The 20,805-nt window shown below is 65.8% G+C and carries 21 protein-coding genes; 6 read left to right on the forward strand and 15 right to left on the reverse strand.

Going from position 1 to position 20,805, the window contains the following annotated elements:
• Window positions 1-33: 33 nt before the first annotated feature.
• From FDZ84_RS33760 to FDZ84_RS33775, 4 genes are read left to right on the forward strand one after another with little or no spacing between them, the layout of a single operon-like run.
• The gene (locus tag FDZ84_RS33760) at window positions 34-1,029 is read left to right on the forward strand and encodes a tripartite tricarboxylate transporter substrate binding protein (protein ID WP_168589155.1); all 996 of its coding nucleotides are present in this window, start codon (window positions 34-36) and stop codon (window positions 1,027-1,029) included.
• Window positions 1,026-1,217, forward strand: a complete 192-nt coding sequence (locus tag FDZ84_RS33765) for a hypothetical protein (RefSeq protein WP_168589156.1) — start codon at window positions 1,026-1,028, stop codon at window positions 1,215-1,217. Before FDZ84_RS33760 ends, FDZ84_RS33765 begins: the two co-directional genes overlap by 4 nt.
• Window positions 1,204-2,631 carry an amidase gene (locus tag FDZ84_RS33770; RefSeq protein WP_168589157.1) on the forward strand — a complete coding sequence of 476 codons (1,428 nt, stop codon included), beginning with the start codon at window positions 1,204-1,206 and terminating at the stop codon, window positions 2,629-2,631. The genes FDZ84_RS33765 and FDZ84_RS33770 overlap by 14 nt, the downstream gene beginning before the upstream one ends.
• Window positions 2,618-4,036, forward strand: coding sequence for an amidase (locus FDZ84_RS33775; protein WP_168589158.1), 1,419 nt, complete (start codon window positions 2,618-2,620; stop codon window positions 4,034-4,036). Before FDZ84_RS33770 ends, FDZ84_RS33775 begins: the two co-directional genes overlap by 14 nt.
• 58 nt (window positions 4,037-4,094) lie before the next feature.
• On the opposite strand, the gene FDZ84_RS38295 is transcribed toward FDZ84_RS33775, so the two are convergent.
• The 12 genes from FDZ84_RS38295 to FDZ84_RS33825 all read right to left on the reverse strand — a co-directional run bounded on the left by FDZ84_RS38295 (window position 4,095) and on the right by FDZ84_RS33825 (window position 15,924).
• A complete protein-coding gene (locus FDZ84_RS38295; protein WP_210435283.1) occupies window positions 4,095-4,391 on the reverse strand; it encodes a hypothetical protein in 297 nt (98 codons plus the stop codon).
• 623 nt (window positions 4,392-5,014) lie between these two features.
• The gene (locus FDZ84_RS38300) at window positions 5,015-5,281 is read right to left on the reverse strand and encodes a hypothetical protein (protein WP_210435284.1); all 267 of its coding nucleotides are present in this window, start codon (window positions 5,279-5,281) and stop codon (window positions 5,015-5,017) included.
• Window positions 5,278-5,688 carry a DUF4277 domain-containing protein gene (locus FDZ84_RS38305; protein ID WP_210435285.1) on the reverse strand — a complete coding sequence of 137 codons (411 nt, stop codon included), beginning with the start codon at window positions 5,686-5,688 and terminating at the stop codon, window positions 5,278-5,280. The genes FDZ84_RS38300 and FDZ84_RS38305 overlap by 4 nt, the downstream gene beginning before the upstream one ends.
• Before the next feature lie 295 nt (window positions 5,689-5,983).
• Window positions 5,984-6,277 carry a muconolactone Delta-isomerase gene (locus FDZ84_RS33785; protein ID WP_168589159.1) on the reverse strand — a complete coding sequence of 98 codons (294 nt, stop codon included), beginning with the start codon at window positions 6,275-6,277 and terminating at the stop codon, window positions 5,984-5,986.
• Window positions 6,274-7,851, reverse strand: coding sequence for an NAD(P)/FAD-dependent oxidoreductase (locus FDZ84_RS33790; protein WP_246868619.1), 1,578 nt, complete (start codon window positions 7,849-7,851; stop codon window positions 6,274-6,276). The genes FDZ84_RS33785 and FDZ84_RS33790 overlap by 4 nt, the downstream gene beginning before the upstream one ends.
• Window positions 7,848-8,864, reverse strand: coding sequence for a membrane dipeptidase (locus FDZ84_RS33795; protein ID WP_210435286.1), 1,017 nt, complete (start codon window positions 8,862-8,864; stop codon window positions 7,848-7,850). The genes FDZ84_RS33790 and FDZ84_RS33795 overlap by 4 nt, the downstream gene beginning before the upstream one ends.
• 47 nt (window positions 8,865-8,911) lie before the next feature.
• Window positions 8,912-10,420 carry an aldehyde dehydrogenase family protein gene (locus FDZ84_RS33800; RefSeq protein ID WP_210435287.1) on the reverse strand — a complete coding sequence of 503 codons (1,509 nt, stop codon included), beginning with the start codon at window positions 10,418-10,420 and terminating at the stop codon, window positions 8,912-8,914.
• A gap of 85 nt (window positions 10,421-10,505) precedes the next feature.
• On the reverse strand, window positions 10,506-12,164 hold the full coding sequence (locus FDZ84_RS33805) for an ABC transporter ATP-binding protein (RefSeq protein ID WP_168589160.1): 1,659 nt from the start codon (window positions 12,162-12,164) through the stop codon (window positions 10,506-10,508).
• Window positions 12,161-13,240 carry a LacI family DNA-binding transcriptional regulator gene (locus FDZ84_RS33810; RefSeq protein ID WP_168589161.1) on the reverse strand — a complete coding sequence of 360 codons (1,080 nt, stop codon included), beginning with the start codon at window positions 13,238-13,240 and terminating at the stop codon, window positions 12,161-12,163. Before FDZ84_RS33810 ends, FDZ84_RS33805 begins: the two co-directional genes overlap by 4 nt.
• 82 nt (window positions 13,241-13,322) lie before the next feature.
• A complete protein-coding gene (locus FDZ84_RS33815) occupies window positions 13,323-14,273 on the reverse strand; it encodes an ABC transporter permease (RefSeq protein ID WP_168589162.1) in 951 nt (316 codons plus the stop codon).
• Window positions 14,274-14,283: 10 nt separating this feature from the next.
• A complete protein-coding gene (locus tag FDZ84_RS33820; RefSeq protein ID WP_246868620.1) occupies window positions 14,284-15,168 on the reverse strand; it encodes an ABC transporter permease in 885 nt (294 codons plus the stop codon).
• 33 nt (window positions 15,169-15,201) lie between these two features.
• Entirely contained in the window at window positions 15,202-15,924 is a 723-nt protein-coding gene (locus FDZ84_RS33825; RefSeq protein ID WP_168589163.1) for an aspartate/glutamate racemase family protein, read from the reverse strand.
• A 521-nt stretch (window positions 15,925-16,445) separates the two neighbouring features.
• On the opposite strand from FDZ84_RS33825, the gene FDZ84_RS33830 reads away from it, so the two are divergent.
• Both FDZ84_RS33830 and FDZ84_RS41280 read left to right on the forward strand, forming a co-directional pair.
• Entirely contained in the window at window positions 16,446-18,020 is a 1,575-nt protein-coding gene (locus FDZ84_RS33830; RefSeq protein ID WP_168589164.1) for an ABC transporter substrate-binding protein, read from the forward strand.
• 282 nt (window positions 18,021-18,302) lie between these two features.
• Window positions 18,303-18,923 (forward strand): reverse transcriptase/maturase family protein, encoded by a 621-nt coding sequence (locus tag FDZ84_RS41280; RefSeq protein ID WP_371812936.1) that lies wholly within the window; start codon window positions 18,303-18,305, stop codon window positions 18,921-18,923.
• Here FDZ84_RS41280 and FDZ84_RS33840 read toward each other — a convergent pair.
• The 3 genes from FDZ84_RS33840 to FDZ84_RS33850 are packed head-to-tail and all read right to left on the reverse strand — an operon-like array spanning window position 18,835 to window position 20,776.
• Complete coding sequence (locus FDZ84_RS33840; RefSeq protein WP_168589165.1) at window positions 18,835-19,701, reverse strand: hypothetical protein; 867 nt, start codon at window positions 19,699-19,701, stop codon at window positions 18,835-18,837. The two genes, FDZ84_RS41280 and FDZ84_RS33840, sit on opposite strands and share 89 nt — an antisense overlap.
• Before the next feature lie 50 nt (window positions 19,702-19,751).
• Window positions 19,752-20,075 carry a helix-turn-helix transcriptional regulator gene (locus tag FDZ84_RS33845; RefSeq protein ID WP_168589166.1) on the reverse strand — a complete coding sequence of 108 codons (324 nt, stop codon included), beginning with the start codon at window positions 20,073-20,075 and terminating at the stop codon, window positions 19,752-19,754.
• The gene (locus FDZ84_RS33850) at window positions 20,075-20,776 is read right to left on the reverse strand and encodes a site-specific integrase (RefSeq protein WP_246868621.1); all 702 of its coding nucleotides are present in this window, start codon (window positions 20,774-20,776) and stop codon (window positions 20,075-20,077) included. The genes FDZ84_RS33845 and FDZ84_RS33850 overlap by 1 nt, the downstream gene beginning before the upstream one ends.
• Window positions 20,777-20,805 lie beyond the last annotated feature (29 nt).

Consider the following 20,805-nt stretch of genomic DNA (forward strand, 5'->3'; position numbering starts at 1 on the left):
ATACCGGACCACCTCCGAACGAAAGGGAAAACAGTGCGCAACGCCAGAAAGACACTGCGGATGATGGCGGTGATGTTCGCCGCCGCCATCGGGCTCGCCGCCTGCACGACGGCCAACTCCGGTGGGGGAAATGACGTCTTTCCCAAGCAGGGGAAGCCGATCACCATGATCATCCCCTTCGCGCCCGGCGGCCTCACTGACGTCTCCGCACGCGTCCTGACGCCAGCCCTGGGCAAGGAACTTGGCACTTCCATCGAGGTCATCAACCAGCCCGGGGCGAGCAGTCAGGTCGGGATGACCGCATTGAGTCAGGCCAAGCCCGACGGCTACACCTTCGGCTACACCCTGCTGCCGACTACCCCCAACGCCTACCTTGACCCGCAGCGGAAGGCAGCGTTCAAACGCGAGAACTTCAAGGGCTTCGCGAACTACTTCTCGACCCCGATCGTCGCGGTGGTCAACGCCAACAGTGACCTCAAGTCGGTAAACGATCTCGTCACGAAGGCGAAGGCGAACTCCGCAAAGCTCGCCGTCGGCACCGGCGCGCTGGGTGGACCGGCGGATATGGCCCGCGTGCTCCTGGAAAACAGCGCTGGGATCAGCTTCGCGAACGTGCAGTTTGACGGCGGTGGCCCGACGGCGGTGGCGTTGCTCGGCGGGCATATCGAGGTCGCGTTCTCGTCCGTGCCGGAGATCCAGCAGTACGTCAAGAGCGGTCAGATGCGCGCGCTTGGAGTGATGGCCAAGGAGCCGGTGTCGCTGCTGCCGGACGTGAAGACCTTCGCTGAGCAGGGTTTCGACCTGGAAATGGCTTCGGTCGGCATCCTGTCGGTTCCGGCGGGGACGCCAGACGCGATCGTTACCCGGCTTAGCGAGGCGACCAAGGTAGCGATGCAGGATCAGGCGGTGATCGCCAAGGCGGCGGAGCTCGGCTTCCTGCTGAACTACATGACGCCTCAAGAGGTTGACGCCGCTTGGACCAAGAGCGACGAGCAGGTCGCCCAGATCCTCAAGGGGAGCGGAGAGTGAACGACGGTCTGCCCGCAGAGGTGCGAGAACTCTTCTGCTTGCCCGAGGAGACGGCCGACCCGGCCCTGGTCCCGCTGATCGCGTCGCTCATCGAGGCGATCAGGGGGATGGCCGAGGTGGATATCACCGGGATTGACCCGAATGCCGAGCTGCCGCTGGTGAGGGGATGGTCTGATGTCACTGGGTGAGTTGTCGCTGGCGGCCGTGTCGGGGTTGTTGCGGCGGGGTGAGGTGTCTCCGGTCGCTGTGGTGGAGGACGCGCTTGAGCGGATTACCGGGTTGGAGCCGGTGGTGGGTGCGTTTGTGACGGTGATGGGCGAGCAGGCGTTGGCTGCTGCGCGTGTTGCGGAGAGCGAGTTCTCCCGCGGGGAGTATCGCGGTCCGCTGCATGGGGTGCCGGTGTCGCTGAAGGACCTGATTTTTGTTCGTGGTGTGCGTAATACCGCAGGGTCGCAGGCGATGGCGGACTTTGTGCCTGAGTTTGATGCGGCTGTGGTGGAGCGGCTGCGTGCTGCGGGTGCGATTATTGTGGGCAAAGCGCAGACTTATGAGTTTGCAATGGGCCCCGGCACTGCTTATCCGTTTGGGCGTACTCGTAATCCGTGGGATCTTGAGCGGGTCACGGTGGGATCGAGCAGTGGGAGTGCGGCCGGGGTTTCTGCTCGTATGGTGTTTGCGTCGTTGGGGACGGACACGGGTGGTTCTATTCGCGGGCCGGCTTCGGGGTGCGGTGTTGTCGGTTTTAAACCGAGCGCCGGCCGAGTCAGTAGATTTGGGGTTTTGCCGTTGAGCTGGACCTTGGATCATGTGGGTCCGCTGACTCGTGATGTGGCGGATGCGGCGTTGACGACCCGGGCGGTGGAGGGGTTCGATACGCGTGATTCGGGATCGGTGGAGATGCCGCCGGTGGATACGGACGCGGTTGTTGGTGGCCGGGTGCGTGGGCTGCGGTTCGGGATTCCGAGTGGGTTTTTTCTCGATGATGTGGATCCGGAGTTCGTGACGGCGTTCGAAGACGCGGTGCGGGTGTTTGAAGAGGCGGGAATGGTCCGAGGATCGGTCACCCTGCCGATGATCGAACAAGCCCAGACAGCGCATTCGACGATTTTGCTCGGCGAATCGTATTCGGTCCATGAGAAATTGTTCCGGGCGCGCGGTGCTCAATTCGGGGCGAGCGCGCGCAGTCGGATGGCGCTGGCCAGCACGATGCCTGCGTCGGCTTACCTGAGGGCTTCGCGGGTTCGCAAGGTGTTCCAGGACGAGTTCCGCAAAGCCACCGAGGACACCGACATCATCATCACCCTCACCTCCCCGCGCCCACCGGCGCGGTTCGATGAACAGTTGCCGAGGGATAACGGCCGGGGTGCGGCTCGGGCGGCGCAGAATCGGTTCCGTCGCCCGTTCAGTGTCGTGGGCGCGCCAGCGGTTTCGATTCCCTGTGGTTTCACCAGCTCCGGTTTGCCTATCGGGCTCCAGATCGTCGGGCGTCCCGGCGACGACACCACCGTCCTGACCGTCGCCCACGCCTACCAGCAGCGCACCAGCTGGCACACCCAGGCACCCTCGTTGTCGGCCAGGGGCGTGGCTGATGTCGCTGGGTGAGTTGTCGCTGGCGGCCGTGTCGGGGTTGTTGCGGCGGGGTGAGGTGTCTCCGGTCGCTGTGGTGGAGGACGCGCTTGAGCGGATTACCGGGTTGGAGCCGGTGGTGGGTGCGTTTGTGACGGTGATGGGCGAGCAGGCGTTGGCTGCTGCGCGTGTTGCGGAGAGCGAGTTCTCCCGCGGGGAGTATCGCGGTCCGCTGCATGGGGTGCCGGTGTCGCTGAAGGACCTGATTTTTGTTCGTGGTGTGCGTAATACCGCAGGGTCGCAGGCGATGGCGGACTTTGTGCCTGAGTTTGATGCGGCTGTGGTGGAGCGGCTGCGTGCTGCGGGTGCGATTATTGTGGGCAAAGCGCAGACTTATGAGTTTGCAATGGGCCCCGGCACTGCTTATCCGTTTGGGCGTACTCGTAATCCGTGGGATCTTGAGCGGGTCACGGTGGGATCGAGCAGTGGGAGTGCGGCCGGGGTTTCTGCTCGTATGGTGTTTGCGTCGTTGGGGACGGACACGGGTGGTTCTATTCGCGGGCCGGCTTCGGGGTGCGGTGTTGTCGGTTTTAAACCGAGCGCCGGCCGAGTCAGTAGATTTGGGGTTTTGCCGTTGAGCTGGACCTTGGATCATGTGGGTCCGCTGACTCGTGATGTGGCGGATGCGGCGTTGACGACCCGGGCGGTGGAGGGGTTCGATACGCGTGATTCGGGATCGGTGGAGATGCCGCCGGTGGATACGGACGCGGTTGTTGGTGGCCGGGTGCGTGGGCTGCGGTTCGGGATTCCGAGTGGGTTTTTTCTCGATGATGTGGATCCGGAGTTCGTGACGGCGTTCGAAGACGCGGTGCGGGTGTTTGAAGAGGCGGGAATGGTCCGAGGATCAGTCACCCTGCCGATGATCGAACAAGCCCAGACAGCGCATTCGGTGCTGGTGCTGGCAGAGTCCTATTCCGTGCACGAAGAGCTGTTCCGTGCTCGGAGCGCGCAGTTCGGTCCGGGGGCGCGGCGTCGGGTCGCCCTGGCCAGTACCGTGCCTGCGTCGGCTTACCTGAGGGCTTCGCGGGTTCGCAAGGTGTTCCAGGACGAGTTCCGCAAAGCTATCGACGGCAGGGACGTCCTTCTCACCCTCACCTCCCCCGAACCGCCACAGCGATTCGGTGAGCAGCCCGCGCATCAGTTCGGTGCCCGGCATATGGCCAGGGCTGGTAATCGGCTCACCCGAATGGCGAATCTTCTCGGTGCGCCAGCGGTTTCGGTCCCCTGTGGTTTCACCGGCTCCGGTTTGCCTATCGGGCTCCAGATCGTCGGGCGTCCCGGCGACGACACCACCGTCCTGACCGTCGCCCACGCCTACCAGCAGCGCACCAGCTGGCATACCCAGGCACCGCCCACCGCGGCGACCGCGGCCGTTGGCTAGCCCCGTGTTTCGCACATGGGTGAGGGTGGGATGGACCCGGGAATGCCCGGCTGGTTGATCATGGCGGTTGGGTGGGGTCGACCGCAAGCAGATCGAGTAATCGGGCTTGGACCGGTGTGGGTTGCGGGATGAGCGCCGGTTGGCTGGCTGTCGCGGGGATCAGCCGTAACCCAGCCAGGGCCTGAAAGACCAGGCGACCGGTAGGTTTGGCCTTCTGTCCAGGAACCAGGCCGGTCATCTTCACCTCGCGCGCGAGTGCGTGACGGACGGCTCGTTCGATGAGGCAGAAGATCAGCAGGGCCAGGCAGATCACAGTGATCAGGGCTTCGATGCGCCGGTTGGTCTTGAGAAACATCGGCGCCACCTCGAGTGGGCCTTTGAACGCCGAGTAGCGGCGCTCTACGACCTCCTGGCCCTTGTAGCGGATCAGGACCTCGGCTGCGTCGACGGTGGCGGGCAGGGTTGGTCAGCAGCGCGTACCACCCGTCGGTGGCGGCCTCGGCGTCGATCGCGGCCTGGTCGAAGGACCAGGCCAGGGTGGGTTTGCCGGTGGCCGGATCCGTACCGGTCTCGGTGCGTAGGTAGGCGGTGACCCGGCGGGCGCGGCCGATCGCGGTGACCCGTTCGGTCCTTCTGTGTCGGATAGTGGCGGCTGCCCAGCCCCCGGGTCAGTCGGTCCAGGTCGTCGCGGGCTCGGTCGAGTTTCTTCGCCCGTGCGGCCTTGGCGGCGTGTGCCCAGGCGGTGGAAATGCACGAATACCCGCCGCAGACCCAGCACCGGATCTTTCTTGCGTGGCCCGGAGATGGTCATGGTGTCTTCGGTGACCCGCCATCGTCCTCGCTGCTCGGCGGGGATACCGGCATCGCGCTCGGCGACATAGTCCACCTCGGTCGCGTCCTGCGGGTCGAGGGCGGCAAGTACACGGGCGGGTACGTAGGTCTTCGACGCGGGTGCGATGAACTCCACGTGCGCGGCGATCATGTTTCGGATGTTGCTGTAAGCAGAAACTGTCGTGGCCCAGCGATCTTCTGCAAAGCGGTCATCGCGGGCACAACCTGGTTGACCTCCCCGCCGCCACCGTCATAGGCGCGGTGCAACACCGGAATCCCACCGTCGCCGGTGACGGCCAGCCCGGCCTGGACCTGCTTCAAGTCCGGGCGGCGGTCCTTCGGGTGCCCAAAGCGCGGGGCGGCGAAGGCGTCATCGATCTGCTCGTAGGCCCCGTACAGCGAGATCGATGTCATGTCCCAAAGCAGCAGGGACACCTCCAGCCCGAACGCCGCGATCGCCTGTGCACCAACCGATCCAACGATCCGATCCAGCTCCGGGCGATCGCGTCCAACGCGCGGGCGATCCGGTCGTCATTGAGCGCGGCCGGATCGATGCCCAGCGTCTCCTCGCCCGCCCACGCCCGCGCCCAGTCCGTGACCCGCAGCAGCGGCGCCTGCGAGGTCAACCGGTTGGCGACCAGCGCCTCGATCACCTGCCCATGGGTCAGGATCGCCACATCCCGTACCGGACAGGCACGATCGATGACCCCAGCCAGGTCCAACCTGCGGCAATAGCCGGCCACCACCGGCAGCGCACCCAGCATCTTCTCCATACTCGGCCCGCCATAGGCGATCGGTTGTAGACGTGGTCGTTCACGCATCCGACCACGATAAGATGATCAAGACGCTAAACCTGGCCGACCCCAACCATCCTCATGTGCGAAACACGAGGCTAGCGGCGCGACGACGCTGTCGTGGCGGGTCGCGGTCGGCCTGGCAGCGGTCGCCGCTCTCGGGGCGGTAGCGGCGACGTTCGCTCAGCCCGGTCCGGTCCTGGGCAGGACCGGACCGGGTGCCGGACCGCACGCTTCGCTGCCCCCCAACACCTCAAGCAGTCCCGGGCGATCGCCCAACCGGCGGGAGTCGTTAGGCTCGCACCTGCCTCGATCGCCTGGTTCAGGCGGTCGAGGTGCCCGGATCGACGGGATGCGTGGCCAACGGATGCACTGTGACGTCCATGTACGGCCACACCGGTAGGGCGCTGATGATCTCGTGCAGCGCAGTCGCGTCCTCAGCGCGCCAGAGTCCCCAGTTCTCCCGGCGTCCGGGCACTCGCCACATCCGGACGAGGTGTCCTTCAGCCGCTCGCTCCGCAGCCATCGTCCGCTCGTCGACCGACAGTTCCCGGATGGTCTCCTCCGAAAGATCGCGCGGCCACTCGATCTTGATATTGACCAGAAATTCCTTCATCGACGGCTCGTACTCCTCATTATCGTGTGTACCGTTGTCGCGGCATTCCGCCCAGGTGCTCCTGTGACATAACCACCGGGCCACCCGCCAGCACCGCCCACGACGATTCCCATCGACCGCACAGCTTGCGTGAAATCCGGTCCCGGCCGACCATCCAGCAGCTGTGGCGGCAGCATGTCGCCGTGAGTGATGTTGCTCCCGGTCAGACCGAACTCGTCCTCGAGGTCGTGCGGCGAGAACCACCGCATGTCCTCGATTCGTTCCTGGAGACGCGGAAAAGACTCTTCGAGCTGTGCCAGGCAAGCGTCAACGAATCCCTGACCGTGCGTGCGCCAGTACTCCCGGCCGAGCCGGTAAGGTGCGTGCCACACGTTGACACTCATGAGGTGCTTGCCGTCAGGCGCAAGGCCGTCCGACGTCAGGCTCGGAACCAGTCCCCACATGATCGGCTTCGCCGACGGGCGCCCGGCCAGGCCGTCCGCGACCGCCGCGGTGATGTACGCCGGGTCCGGCGCGATCCGGAACTGCGCCGAGAGCAGGGTCTCCACCGGCACGTCGCCGGGAGCGTCGGCGACGTCCGGGAGAGCCCCCAGCGCCAGGGCGATCTTGAAAGCCGATCCCTCCGGGGGTTCGGGCGCCGCGGAGCGTGCGATCGCTCCTTGGGGAAGCATCGCTGCCAGCCGGGACGGTTCGACCGCCGAAACCACGGCGTCCACCTTGGTGATCTTCTCGCCCGACCCGAGCACGACGGCTTCGACGCGTCCTTTGCCGTCGAGTTCGAGGCCGGTGACCGGAGCGTTCGTCCGGATCCGGACGTGGTGCTCGACCGCCGCACTCTCAAGCGCGTCGATGATCGCGCTCATCGAGCCGACCGGTAGCCCGACTGAACCACGCAGGGGCGCGTCGCCGATACCGAGCGCATCGTCGGTCGACGAGGCGCGGGAGATGGGCCGTATGAGCAGTCCCATCGCCGACCCCGGCGCGTCCGGCGAGACGAGCTGACCGTTGAGGGCGAGCATCATCATCAGGCTCCGGGCGGCGCCGGTCCGCAGCGACTCGGTGAGCAGATCGTTCAGGCTGCCCTCGAGTACGACACGGCGAAACTCTTCCCGCACCGCTGCCGGCATCCGGTCCAGCGCCTCGTTCAGCGAGGGCGGTGGTTCCCACATCGAGAGCCCACTCGCGGCCCCGAGGGCATCGAGTCGCTCTACGAGCACACGATGGCGCTTGGCCTCACCGGCGGCGAACGCGTCCAGCTGTGCGGCCACCCGGTCACGGTCGCGCCAGCCGACGAACAGCCCCTCGCTCATCCGCTGTAGCAGCGTCACGTTCGGGCTGACGAACCGCAGCCCGTGCCGCTCCAGCTCCAACTCCTGGATGACGCGCCCCTCCAGCGAGCCTGGCGAGTTGGTGATCGCCCCGAAGTAGCCGGGCAGGTACTCCACCCGACCGACCATCCCGCCGAGCGTGGGGCGTGCCTCCAGGAGGGTTACCCGCATCCCGAAGCGCGCCAGGTAGTTGGCCGCGACCAAGCCGTTGTGTCCTCCGCCGACGATGACCACATGGGGACTCATGCGGACCGGTGGTCGAAGACCTGCTCGAATAGGTGCAGCCAGTTGCCGCCGAGAACCAGATCCAGATCGGCGGAGGTGAACCCGCTCTGCATCATGGTTTCGACCAGCGTCGGGAAAGCGGCAGGCGACTGGAACCACGTCGGCCACTCGACCACCGGGGTACTCTCGTCGATCGGGACCGGGCTTTCGCGCCCCCAGCGTCCCATGCGCCACCATTTCACGGCCTCGATGTCGTATCCGGTGTAGAAGTCGGTGCCGAGGGCGACATGTTCCACACCGAACCGCTCGACGGTCCACGAGATCATGTCCACGAATTCCTGCTCGGTTGTCTTGACGCCGTTCTTGAGCATCCGTACGTACGGGCTCAGGCCCACGACGCCACCGGCGCTCGTGAGCTCGCGCAGCACGGTGGAGGACTTCGGGCGGCGACTGAGCTCGACATTGGTGCCGACGAACTCCAGCGGGTTGGCATGCGTGATCGCAACCGGACCCTGGCTGAACTCGATGGTGTCCAGGCACGTCCGCTCCGAGCAGTGCGACAGGTCGATGAGCATTCCGGCCTCGTTCAGCTCCTTCACGAACTGCCGTCCCACGTGAGTGGACAGGCCCGCGTCGTCGTTCTCCCAGCACCCGGCGGCGATGCTGTTCTGAGTGTTGTAGGTGAGCTGTACGATCCGCACGCCCAGGTCGTGGAAGACCTGGACCAGCCGGATGTCGTCTTCGAAGGGCGCGGTGTTCTGGAACCCGAAAACGACCGCGGTCCGCCCGGACGCGACCACCTCACGGATCTCGGCCGCGGTGCGAGCCGGTGCGATCAGGTCGGCGTTCTCGGCGAAAAGGTCGTTCCACTGGCCCAGCACGGACAGCGTCTCACGGGCCGTTTCCCACACCGCGACCGTCACGTGGACGCAGCCGACGTGGCCGTCGCGCCACTCCAGAAACCGCTTGCGCGAAGGTTTGCTGTACTCGAGACAGTCCACGACGATCGCCGCGGTCTCCACTCCTGCAGTCATGTCCTCTACTTTCGTGCCGTTTCGGATTCGTGGTTCAGTGGTTCGGGTCATGCGAGCCCGAATGGGTCGGCTGCCGCGGCGAAGTCCTGTACAACGGCCTTGACCTCCTGGAACTCGCGCAAGCCTTCGATGCCGTTCTCCCGACCGATCCCGGACTGCTTCACGCCACCGAACGGTGTCTGCCAATCCATGCCCCGGTAGGTGTTGATCCACACCGTTCCGGCGTCGAGGCTCTGCGACATCCGGCGGGCTCGTGCCATATCGGAGGTCCAGCAGCCGGCGGCGAGCCCGAAGGCCGAATCGTTGGCCATCGCGACTGCTTCTTCTTCGGTCGTGAACTCCGTGAGCGTCAGTACCGGGCCGAAGACCTCGGTCTGGCATATGTCGGCGCTGTTATCGGCTACGCGGAGGACGGTCGGCGCCACCCAGTAACCACCCTCGAGGCCGGCAGCCATCCGCGGGGGCTCGGCGCCGCCGGCGAGTACGGTCGCACCGTCGGCGATCGCCTGGGAGATCAACGACTGGATGCGCTGGAGCTGCTGGGCCGAGGCGACCGGCCCGAGATGGGTCCCGTCTTCGGTGGGCGCACCGACGCGCAGCCGGGACACGCGCCGCAGCAGCGCGGCGGTGAATTCCTCGGCCGCACCTCGTTGCACGAGCACCCGGGAACCGGCCACACAGGTCTGTCCGGTCGCGGAGAAACCACCCTGCACCACCGCGGTCACGGCGTCGTCGAGGCGGGCGTCGTCGAAGATGATGTGGGCCGACTTGCCACCGGCCTCGGCGACGAAGCGGCCGAGGTGCCCGGTGACGGACATTCCGACCTGCATGGCCGCGCCGGTGCTCCCCGTGAACGAGACCATGTCCACCGACGCGTGCTCAACGAGCCGCTGCCCGACATCGACGCCGCCTTGAACGATGGTCAGAGCACCGTCGGGTACACCGGCTTCGGTCACGATCCTCTTGAGCATGATGGTCGAACCGGGCGAGTTGAGCGGCGGCTTGATGATGACCGTATTACCCGCGGCCAGCGCCGGGGCGAGTTTCCAGGTGCCAAGGGAAAACGCACCGTTGAACGGAGTAATGAGGGCCACGATTCCCACCGGCTCACGCCGCAGGGTCGCCTCCTTCGTCGCCGAGATCGCGATGCGGTCCTCACGCGTGGTGCGCAGCAACGCGGCGTAGTACTGCCACCAGCGAGCGCTGACGGCGACCTCGGCCTTGGTGGCGGCCAACGGCTTGCCATTGGCGAGGGACTCAAGCGCGGCGATCTCCTCGACGCGCGCGTCGATACCGCGGCCGATCGCGTCGAGCACGTCGGCGCGCTGTAGGTGGGTGAGGGAGCGCCATTCACCGCCGGTGTGGCTCGCCCTGGCACCGGCGACGGCCTCGCCGACCAAGTCGGCATCGTGGCTCACCGAACCCCAGGGCCGTCCGGTGGCCGGGTCGAAGAGCGTCTCGGTCCGGGTGCCCCGACGCGTGCGGCCGTTGATGTCCGAGTGGAATTCCGTTGTGGAAAGTTGAGTGACGAGCGGTGGGGGTATGGACACGGTCACGCGGACTCCTGTGCGGTTCTTGACAGTTCTTCGGGCGCGCTGAAGAGCGCCCCGTTCGGGCGTGCGCTGAAATCGTTTCTGCGGGTTAGTTGTCGGATGCTGGCTGGAAAAGCTCGTGGCCGGGAATGGAGCCGAGCAGCTTTCTCGTGTAGGGATGCCGCGGGTTCCCGAAGATCTCGTCGTTGGTATCGGCTTCGACGATCTCGCCGTCCTTCATCACGCAGACGTAGTCCGCGATCAGCCTTACCACCGCGAGGTCGTGGGAGATGAACAGGAAGCTGAGGCCGAGCTCGGCCTGCAACCGGTCCAGAAGCCGGAGGATCTGCGCCTGCACCATGACGTCGAGCGCGGAAACCGGTTCGTCGCACACGATGAGATCGGGGTTGAGGGCGATTGCCCTGGCGATCGCGACGCGTTGCCGCTGTCCGCCGGACAGCTCGGCAGGGCTGCGATCGACCACGTCCGAGGGGAGGGCGACTTGCTCAAGAAGCTCAAGCACCCGTGCCCGTCGTTCATTCTTGTCGCCGCGCTTGTAGAAGGCCAACGGCTCCTCGATGATCCTGCCGATCGTATACATCGGGTTCAGTGAGGAGTACGGATCCTGGAAGACCGGCTGCACACGCTGCCGGAACCGGGCGAGCTGTGCCTTGCCCATCGCCGCGATGTCCTGCCCCTCGAAGGAGATCGAGCCCGAGGACGGTTCGATGAGCCGGAGCAGCATCCGGGATGTGGTCGTTTTCCCCGAACCCGACTCGCCCACGACGGCCACCGTCTTGCCGCGCGGGATCTCGAAGGAGACGCCGACCGCGGCCCGGATCTCCTTGCGCCTGCCTCGGGGGCGGTAGATCTTGGTCGCTTCCCTGACCTCCACGAGGTTCGGCTCGCCGTCGTTGTGCTCACCGTGTGCGGCATGACCGGAGTCAGCGCGCGCCGCCGCGATGGTCGGAGCGGCCTCGATAAGGGCCTTCGTGTACTGATGGCGCGGATCTGCCAGCACCTGGCCGGTGGGCCCCTGCTCGACGATCTCTCCCTTGTTCATCACGATGATCCGCTCGGCACGTTCGGCGGCGAGGGCCAGGTCATGGGTGATGAGTAGGACCGAAGTGCCGATCTCGGCGGTCATCCTGTCGATCTGGTCGAGAATCATCCGCTGGACGGTGACGTCGAGTGCGCTGGTCGGTTCGTCCGCGATGAGGAGCTTCGGCCGGCAGGCGAGCCCGATCGCGACCAGCACGCGCTGCCGCAGCCCGCCGGACAGCTCGTGCGGATACTGCGCGGCGCGGTGTTCGGGCTCCGGGATTCCCGCGGCCGCGAGCGCGTCGTGGGTTTTCCGCCGGACGTCACGCTTGGTCGCGGCCCCATGTGTCAGCAGGGTCTCCGCGACCTGGGCACCGACTTTCATGCTCGGGTTCAGGTTCGACATCGGGTCCTGCGGCACCAGGCCGATGAGGCGGCCACGGACGCTCCGCAGCTCGGCTTCCGACTTCGTGGTGAGGTCGGTGTCTTCGAAGCGGATGCTCCCGGCCCGGATCCTGCCGTTGGCGGCGAGCAGTCGGATGACGGACATCGCCATGGTGGACTTGCCGGAACCCGATTCGCCGACGACCGCGACCGTCTCGCCGCGTCCGACGCGGAACGACACGCCCTTGACGGCGTCCGAGGATCCGTTCGGGCCGGTGAAACCGACGACGAGGTCGTCGACGGTGAGCAGCGGCCGCCCGTCGGGGTCGGGGGACTCACTCATGGGTATGCACCTTCTCCTTGGGGGTGACGCTCACCAGAGGCGCTGGCCGGCGGCTGTGACGACTCCCGGATGACGAGCTTCCGGGGTGCCGTGATCGGGGGGATCGCAGTGCCTTGTGCCTCGCCCTTGACCATGCTGATGAGCCTGTTGGTCGCGGCTCCGGCGATCTCCTGGACAGAGCCGCTGACCGAGGACAGCGACGGTACGAGGTACGGCGCGAAGTCGAGGTCACCGAAGCCGACAACGGCGATGTCGGTGCCGACGGTGCCGCCGAGGTCCTTGATGGCACGCACTGCGCCCACGGCCAGTTGGTCGTTCGAGGCGAGCACACCCCTGGGCCAGGGCCCGACGCGCAGGTGCGCCGCCATGGCGGAGTACCCCGCCTTGTAGTCGTAGCCGTCGGTGACGATCCGGATCCCGTCGGTCTGCCCGTGACTGCGGACCACACTGCGGAAACCCTGCCAACGATCCTCGGCCGGGATCGAGCCCCGGATCGCACCGAGGAAAGCGAGCGGCATGCCCCAGGCCTCGGCGAGGTGGGTGGTGGCCTGCTCGGCACCGGAGTAGTCGTCGTAGAGAATCGTCGGAACGTCCAGGTCCGGAATGGTCTGCCCGATCGTCACGACATGAATCCCCCGCTCGACGATCCTCGCCAACTGTGCGCGGATCTCCGGAATGCCGAGGTCGTCACCTGTGTTGATGATGATCCCGTCGACGCCCTCGTACGGGATGCGGGCAAGATAGCTCAGCGCCTTGGCCCGGTCGTGGCCGAAGCTCTTCAGCTGGAGCGCGAAGCTGTGCTCCGCGCACACCGTGTCGACCGACTTCGTGATCATTGAGTACCACGGCTGCGAGATGTCGCCGACCAGGAGGGCCAGACACCGGTGGGAGCCTGATCGCAGGCCGGAGGCCGCCCGGTTGGGGTGGAACGACAAGTCATCGGCGACCTTCAGCACCTGTTTGCGTGTCTTCTCCGCCACCAGCTCCGGACGGTTGAGCGCCCGGGACACGGTCGAGATGGAAAAGCCGGTGGCCTCGGCGATCTTGGCCATGGTGCCGGTGTCCGGTTTCGTCATGCCTTGCCCTATCTCCCGGCTCGGGCCGCTAGTCATGCGTATCCCCCGAGAAACGTCACGGCCGCGAACATCTGGTCTCCCCTCAGCTGAGCTTGATCTTCGGATTGAAATAGGCATACAGGATGTCCACAACGAAGTTGATCAGCACGAAGATAACGGCTATCACCAGGATGCCCCCTTGCAACAGCACGGTGTCCCGCTGACTGATCGCCTGGGACAGGGCCAGACCTATGCCGGGCCACGCGAACACCGTCTCGGTGAGCACGGCTCCGCTGAGCAGGAAGCCGGCCTGGAGGCCCACGACGGTGATCACCGGGGGCATCGCGTTGGGCAATGCGTGCCGGTACACGACCTTGTGCTCCGGCGTGCCGCGGGATCGGGCGCTGCGCACGAAGTCGCTGCTCATGACATCGAGCATCGACGCTCGCGTCATTCTCGCGATGACCGCGACCGACCACGCCGCGAGTGTGAGTACCGGAAGGATCGCGTGGGCGGCGACGTCACCCAGTCCTCCTCCGCCAAGGACGCTTCGCATGCCGCTCACCGGTAGCCAGCCGAGGGTCAGACCGAAGAGCATGATGAGGATCAGCCCCAGCCAGAACGACGGCATGCTGGTGAGAACGAGCACGAACACCGTCAAGCCGCGGTCACGCAACGAGTTCGCCTTCAACGCCGCCCAGCTGCCGAGCGCGATTCCGAGAACCGCCGCCACGACGACGGCGGGAACCGCGATGACGGCGGTGTTCACCAGCCGTGACAAGAGCACGTCGAGCGCCGGCTGATGAAAGGACGTCGAGACCCCGAGATCTCCTCGCAGAAGATTTCCCAGGTAGATCAGGTACTGGAGGAAGATGTTGCGGTCAAGGCCGAGCTCGTCCCGTAGCGCCTGCTTTTCCGCCTCGCTCGCGTTGCCGCCGAGCCGCACGTCGGCGATATCCCCCGGAATGATCTGGCTGAGCAGGAAGACCGCGAACGTCACGCCGAAGATGACCGGGAGCAGCTGGAGCGCCCGTTTGCCCGTGTACCTGAGCACGTGTGCCTCCTCAGGCCTTGTTCCGCGTTCGCGGATCCAGGTGGTCACGGACGGCGTCGCCGACCAGGTTGAATCCGACGGTGAGAATGACGATCGCCAGCCCGGCGAGGGTCGCCACGTGCGGCGCGCTCAACATGGCGGCCCGGCCCCCGTTGAGCATCGCTCCCCAGTCCGGTGCCGGGGGCTGCACGCCGAGCCCGAGGAAACTGAGGCTCGCCGCCAGGATCACGTTCTTGCCCGTCTGGAGCGCGCCGATGACCACCAGCGGGCTCACGACGTTCGGGGCGATGTGCCTGGTGGCGGTCCGGAAATGTCCCAGGCCCAGCGTGAGCGCCGACTCGACGTAGGGCTGTTCCTTCTCGCCCAGGACACTTCCGCGCACGAGTCGGCCAACCTCGGGAATGGTGACCACGACCATCGCGATGATCATCGATCCGGTGCCCGCCCCCAGCGCGGCGCCGATGCCCAGCGCGAGCAGGACGCCCGGGAAGGCGAAAACGACGTCGAACACGCGCATGACCACCGCGTCGATCTTGCCGCCGACGTACCCCGACAGCAGTCCGATCAGCCCGCCGATGACCAGTGCGATCAGTGTCGGCACGACCGCGACGAAGAGGGCGAACCTGGCGCCGTGGATCAACCGGCTCAGAACGTCCCGTCCGAGCTCGTCCGTCCCGAGGAGGTGTCCCTGGGAGAACGGCGACAGATACCGCTGATACGGGTCGGCAAGGATCGGGTCGTGTGGCGAGATGAGATCGGCGAAGATCGCGCAGAACACGACCGCACCGATGATGACTACGCCCATGACGTGGGCGGGTTTCATGAAGGTCGAAAGCAAGTCGCTGAGCACGCGACGTTGGGGAGGTACGGATTGCTCGACGACACCAGCCGCCATCTCGATCATCCTCTCGGTCTCGGACCGGCCGGCTCAGGCCACAGTCCACAGGCGACCGAGGTCGGGGATGACGTCCGGCAGGCCAAGCGTGCGCAAAGCATTCCAGAGCGTCGACTGGTTACTGCTGACCACTGCGGCACCGGTGTCCATCTCGAGGTAAGGCAACGTCTCGAAGGTCCGGTAGGTGCCACATGAGATGAGGATGGCGTCCGCGCCGCCCGCCTTCTTGTACACCGACTTGCCGAGCCGGTAAGCACTGTCGGCGTCGTGGGTGCTGGCGTCGTACGGGTCGGTCATCTGGAGGCCCTCGATCGCGCTCACCTTGATGCCGTGGCTCTCGAGCGAGGCCGCCAGCGCGTCGTTCACTTCGTCGGTGTAGATGGTTGCGACTGCGACGGTGCTCGCTCCGAGAGCTTGAAGTGCCTTGACCGCCGACTGCTGCATCGTGATGGCCGGAATCCCGGTGTGCGCCGTGATCTCGCTCGTGATGCGCTCGTCGGCCGCGGGTCCCTCGAGGAAGGTCCCCGGCGCGCCGCATTGCACGATGAGATCGACCTTGGCGGTCGCGAGCTGGCGCGATGCCTCCAGCACCTGCGACATCATCACCTTCAGGCCCCCCTGGTCCACCTTGGGGACGATGGTGCGCGCATCCGCGAAGGCGACGCCGGTGGGAGCCACGCTACGCCACTCCTCGGCACCCTCGATGGCGGTCGCAGGGCGGATCTGGCCGATCTTGGCACGCCAACCTAGAAGCATTCTGAGTTCAACTCCTCTGTCGTTCGTTGGCAGAGCCTGCGGCCTGCCCGATCGCCTCCCCTATGCCGTTACGAAACGCCGGAGGAACCTGATCGCAAGGTGCGGAGCCTCATTGCGGAGGTTGTCGGGGAGTGCGTCGACCAGGACGATAGACACAGCGCAACATCGGTGTCAACGATTGCAGTGAAGCTGCGACATGCCCGCCCTGGCCCAGGGTTGCATCGCGACGAGCACCGTCGCGCCAGTGCCGAGCACGCCAGGAAGCTGCTCCCATACCGCCCTCGCTGAGCACCCCTCAGATGGCGCGCCTTCTTACGAAATCCCTTTCATAATAGGGAATTAGGGCATTGGCTGCGCTGAAACCGGGCGGCGGGTGAACGCGTTCGCGCTTCGCGGACCGCTGTCGCCGGACCCAACCGCGCCTGTTGACAAGCCGGGTCGGCCACCTTACGTTCTCTGCTCATATCGCAATCGTTTGCAACGATCACGGAGTTCCCATGAGAATGCGCGCGAGGCGTATCGTGTCCGCCGTTCTTGCCGCCACCTCCCTTCTCGGCGTCGCCGCCTGCTCCGGTGTGACACAGGGGGACGGCGACCAACGGGTCCTTGTCATCGCCTCGGGAAGCGAGCTCCCAGCACTCGACCCGCAGAGCATCAGCGGCACCATCGGCCTTCGCGTCACCGATGCCATCTACGAGACGCTCGTTCGCGAGGATCTTGAGACAGTGACCAAGAAGGCCCCCGAAATCATGCCAGGCCTGGCCGAATCCTGGAACGTCTCGGCGAACGGTCTGGTCTACACCTTCGAGATCCGCGGCGGCGTGAAGTTCCACGACGGCACGCCACTCGACGCCGCGGCCGTCGCCACGAACTTCGAACGCCTGATGGACGACCGCTCGGCGCTGTACAACCAGGTCGCGAGCGCCAACATGAAGTTCCTGACCCGCTGGATCGCGAGCGCCAGGGCAACCGGACCGTCCACCTTCACCCTCACCCTGAAGCAGCCGTTCGCGGAGCTTCCGCGTCTGCTCACGGACCGCCGGATGGCGATCATCAGCCCGGTGGCTCTGGCGAAGTACCCCGGTGACGAGGTCGGGCAGCATCCGGACGGTACCGGTCCCTTCCGGATCGACAGTGTGGAGCAGGGCACGGATCTGCACCTCTACGCCAACAAGGCCTACTGGCGGGGCATCCCGAAGCTCGATGGCCTCGTGTTCGTGAACATGCAGGACCCCACGACGATGGCGGCCGCACTGCAGACCGGCGAGATCGATGCGATCCTCAGCGCGAGCGCGGAGCAGGTCAGGCAGCTGCAAGGCCGAGACGCGGTGGTGCAGTACCCGGACCCCGCCAACCAGTACTTCATCCGGCTCAACACCAAGGCGACGCCGACCGACAATCAGCAGTTCCGCCAAGCCTTGAACTACGCGATCAACCGCAACGGGATCATCGCCGCGCTGGACGGCATGGGGCAGGCGCTGGGCGGGCCGATCCCGACGGGCAACGACGCCTTCGAAGAGGGCGCTCAGCCACGATACGAGTTCAACCAGGACGAAGCTCGCCGACTCATCCAGGCCTCAGGTGTCCAGCTGCCGGCGACCGTCAAGGTCTATGCGCCGAGTGGCGGTCCGGGCTTCGCCCAGGCGAACCAGATCATGTCGCTCATCCAGCAAAATCTAAAGGACGTCGGTGTCCAGCTCGATGTCGAGTACGTCGAGTTCACTTCGCTGGTCCAGCTCGAGAGCCCCGGATACAACGCCGACGTCAACGGCTCCTTCAACGGCTGGACAACCGGCGCGGACAGCGGGTACTGGCTGGAGCGGATGTTCGGCCCGGACCAGATACCCAGGGCCGGCGTGAACCGCGGCTGGTACGTCAACACCGAGCTGGCGCCGGTCTTCGACGAAGCACGCAACAGCATCGAACCGGAGAAGCGCCGCGGTCTCTACCGCGAAGCCGGCAACGTCATCGCCGACGACGCCCCCTGGGTCTTCCTCTACCAGGACCGCCTGTCACGGATCTTCCGGTCGAATGTCACAGGAATCCACGAGACCCCCAGCGTGTTCGTCGACTACGCAACGATCAGCAAGTCGTGACCACACGCTGAGCGAGGCCCCACAGCGCTTCATGGCGGCGGCTGGAACCACCCCTCACGAAGCGCTTGGTGTCACATCTCCGAGATCGCCTTCGGCGGCCGACCCGGGCAGGAACTAGCTCGACTCGCCACCCGTACGGCGGTCTGACCGCACTGGTGTCGCGCCCGCGAAGGGGATGGTGGCGGTGTCCTCGCTGGTGTTGCTGTCATCAGGGAGTTTCCAGAGGCCTTTGCGCCGCAGGATCCGGAGTACGCCTTCGCCGAATCAATAGGCCTCCTCCTGCTGGAGGCATACTACGAACCGACGTTTTCCGGCTACTCGCATGGATTCCGGCCCGGCCGGGGCTGCCACACCGCGCTACGCGAGGTGGAACGCACCTGGACCGGGACGGTGTGGTTTGTTGAAGGAGACATCTCCGACTGTTTCGGCAGCCTTGATCACGATATCATGATCAAGATCCTGGGAGAGAACATCCGTGACAACCGATTCTTGCGAATGATCCGCAACATGCTCACAGCCGGGTATCTGGAAGACTGGCGATACCATCAATCGTTGAGTGGCTCGCCGCAAGGCGGTGTGGTCTCGCCGATCTTGTCCAACATCTATTTGGACAAGCTGGACGTCTTTGTCGAGACGGTTCTGATCCCGCAATACACCCGAGGGGAACGAAGAAAGCCCAACACCGAGTATTGGAGGATACATTCGAGGATATGGCGAGCACGTGAGCGTGGGGACCGTGATGCGGTTCGTGCGCTTCGCCGTGAGCTTCGCCAACTCCCCTCGTGTGACCCTCAGGACCCCGGATACCGTCGGCTCAAATACACCAGATACGCCGATGACCATCTTCTGGATCCAGCAGGAGGTTGCGGATCGACTTGGGGCGGGCGGCGTGGACGGCGATGAGGGCGACGATCACGCGCTGGGCCGGGCTGATGGCGACCTGTTCGACCGCGCGGATCTCGGTGTCGGTCATCGGAAGCAGGCTGTGGTCGATGTCTTCGGTCTTGAGGCGTGTGGTGGGGTTGGCGAAGACGATGCCGTGCCGCTTGGCGAAGCGGAACAACGAGCGCAGGGCGGTGATGGCGTTGCGACGCTGCCATCCGCGCAGCTGGTCGAGCGCGGTGGTGATGTCGGTGCGGGTGATCTCGCGGAGGTGTCCCCGCTCGGCCGCCCAGCGCTCGACAATCGGCCTGATGGGTCCGAAGTAGACGTAGATGGTGGAGTGCGAGCGGGGCCGGGCACGAGTGTCGCCGTCGAGCAGCACGAGGAGCCAGTCCCGGATCGGGCTGGCGAAGCCGACCGGGAGCTCGCCGGTGCGGTGGTCGATCCAAGACCGGATCGCGGGTGTGGTGTTCTCGTCCAGCAGGCCGAGGTCGGCGAGCACTTCGGCGACCCGCGGAGTGGAGGTGTGCCGGGATGTCCGCGCACGAATCTCGCTGAGGGCGACGCGGTGCCCGGCTATTCGGTCGTTCAGGAGCGCGGAGAGGCCGTCCATCGTGCACCGGATCGTTGACGGACTCCAGCCGTTGGCCTCACCGAGTTGCCGGCCGCGCAGTGCGGCGGCGTGCAGCACGGGATCGCTGGACTGCAGGGCAGGGTATTGCCAGCCAGCGGGCGGTGGGGTTCCTGTCTTGCGTCGCTCGATCGACGCATAGGCGCGGCACTTGTTGTTGCAGTACAACCGGTCCCGGCGACTTCCCGCCGGGATGGGTGCTCCACAGTGGACGCACTTCACCGTGGTGGCAAGGACCTGCCGGTGCGCGGTCGGGGCGTGACAGCGCGAGCCTCGCCAACGGCGGCGGACTTTTCATCGATCGCGGGTTTGGGCTCAGGCACGGTATCCGGCTCGGGCAGCAGCAGTTCCTCGACACCGCAGCCGAGCACCGCGCAGATGACGTCCAATTCGTCGAGCTTGATGGTGTTCGGGGTGCCCGACCACAGGCCGGACATCTTCCCGGCGCTGATCACCAGGCCGCGCTCGGCGAGTTTCCGCTGGAACTCGCTGGCCTTCCAGATGCCGCGGTTGGCCGCGGCCAGGCGCAGGTTCCACTTCATCAGGCCAGTCCCTTCCATCGGTCGGTCGCGCGTTGCTGCCCGGTGACCCAGGCGTCCTCGACATGGGTGGCGTGAACGTGGATGTACCGGGCCGTCGTTCCGATCCACGCGTGACCGAGTAGTTCCTGGATCGCAAACAAGCTCATGCCGCCGAGATAGAGCTGGGAAGCGCAGAAATGCCGCAAGACGTGCGGGGTGAGCTTGCCGGTCCAGGCCGGGATGTGCCGAGCGGCGGCCTCGGCCAACGACCGGCGGAACACGTCGGCCGTCGCTCGCATGCAGGATCCATCTGCGTTCTTGCGCTCGGATAGAAACAGCCGCGCACCGTGCCGAGTGGGATCGCTGTCGAATTCGCCCCCGACATCCTCGATGAACCACTGCAGGTTCCGGTCGGCGCCGTTGATCAGCGGCACCAGCCGCGGCTTCGGCCCTCGCCGGCGCGAGCCCTTGCCGTGGCGGACGTTGAGCTTGCCGAACCGGCCCAGCTCCCACCGAACGTCGTCCAGGTCCAGCATCCGAGCCTCGTTGATCCGTAACCCGACATCGCTGGCCAAGCGGGCGACCGCGTAGTTGCGAGCGGCCGGCGCGAACTTGCGGCAGGTGGCCAACTCCTCGCGCCACCCGGCGAACAGCTGCTCGATCTCGGCCTCGCTCGGCGGGATCCGCAGCTGCGGTTCTACCGAGGCCCGCGGCCGGTTCATCTCATCCAGCGCGCACTCGACCACCCGGC

This window comes from Saccharopolyspora sp. ASAGF58, from assembly GCF_012277335.1.
Taxonomy (GTDB): domain Bacteria; phylum Actinomycetota; class Actinomycetes; order Mycobacteriales; family Pseudonocardiaceae; genus Saccharopolyspora; species Saccharopolyspora hattusasensis.

Excerpts from the sequence above, each read along its gene's own strand:
- FDZ84_RS33770 (WP_168589157.1), top strand. The coding sequence starts at position 1,204 with ATGTCACTGGGTGAGTTGTCGCTGGCGGCCGTGTCGGGGTTGTTGCGG.
- FDZ84_RS33775 (WP_168589158.1), top strand. The coding sequence starts at position 2,618 with ATGTCGCTGGGTGAGTTGTCGCTGGCGGCCGTGTCGGGGTTGTTGCGG.
- FDZ84_RS38295 (WP_210435283.1), bottom strand. The coding sequence starts at position 4,391 with ATGTTTCTCAAGACCAACCGGCGCATCGAAGCCCTGATCACTGTGATC.
- FDZ84_RS38300 (WP_210435284.1), bottom strand. The coding sequence starts at position 5,281 with ATGACATCGATCTCGCTGTACGGGGCCTACGAGCAGATCGATGACGCC.
- FDZ84_RS38305 (WP_210435285.1), bottom strand. The coding sequence starts at position 5,688 with ATGCGTGAACGACCACGTCTACAACCGATCGCCTATGGCGGGCCGAGT.
- FDZ84_RS33785 (WP_168589159.1), bottom strand. The coding sequence starts at position 6,277 with ATGAAGGAATTTCTGGTCAATATCAAGATCGAGTGGCCGCGCGATCTT.
- FDZ84_RS33790 (WP_246868619.1), bottom strand. The coding sequence starts at position 7,851 with ATGAGTCCCCATGTGGTCATCGTCGGCGGAGGACACAACGGCTTGGTC.
- FDZ84_RS33795 (WP_210435286.1), bottom strand. The coding sequence starts at position 8,864 with ATGACTGCAGGAGTGGAGACCGCGGCGATCGTCGTGGACTGTCTCGAG.
- FDZ84_RS33805 (WP_168589160.1), bottom strand. The coding sequence starts at position 12,164 with ATGAGTGAGTCCCCCGACCCCGACGGGCGGCCGCTGCTCACCGTCGAC.
- FDZ84_RS33810 (WP_168589161.1), bottom strand. The coding sequence starts at position 13,240 with ATGACGAAACCGGACACCGGCACCATGGCCAAGATCGCCGAGGCCACC.
- FDZ84_RS33820 (WP_246868620.1), bottom strand. The coding sequence starts at position 15,168 with ATGGCGGCTGGTGTCGTCGAGCAATCCGTACCTCCCCAACGTCGCGTG.
- FDZ84_RS33825 (WP_168589163.1), bottom strand. The coding sequence starts at position 15,924 with ATGCTTCTAGGTTGGCGTGCCAAGATCGGCCAGATCCGCCCTGCGACC.
- FDZ84_RS33845 (WP_168589166.1), bottom strand. The coding sequence starts at position 20,075 with ATGAAGTGGAACCTGCGCCTGGCCGCGGCCAACCGCGGCATCTGGAAG.
- FDZ84_RS33850 (WP_246868621.1), bottom strand. The coding sequence starts at position 20,776 with ATGAACCGGCCGCGGGCCTCGGTAGAACCGCAGCTGCGGATCCCGCCG.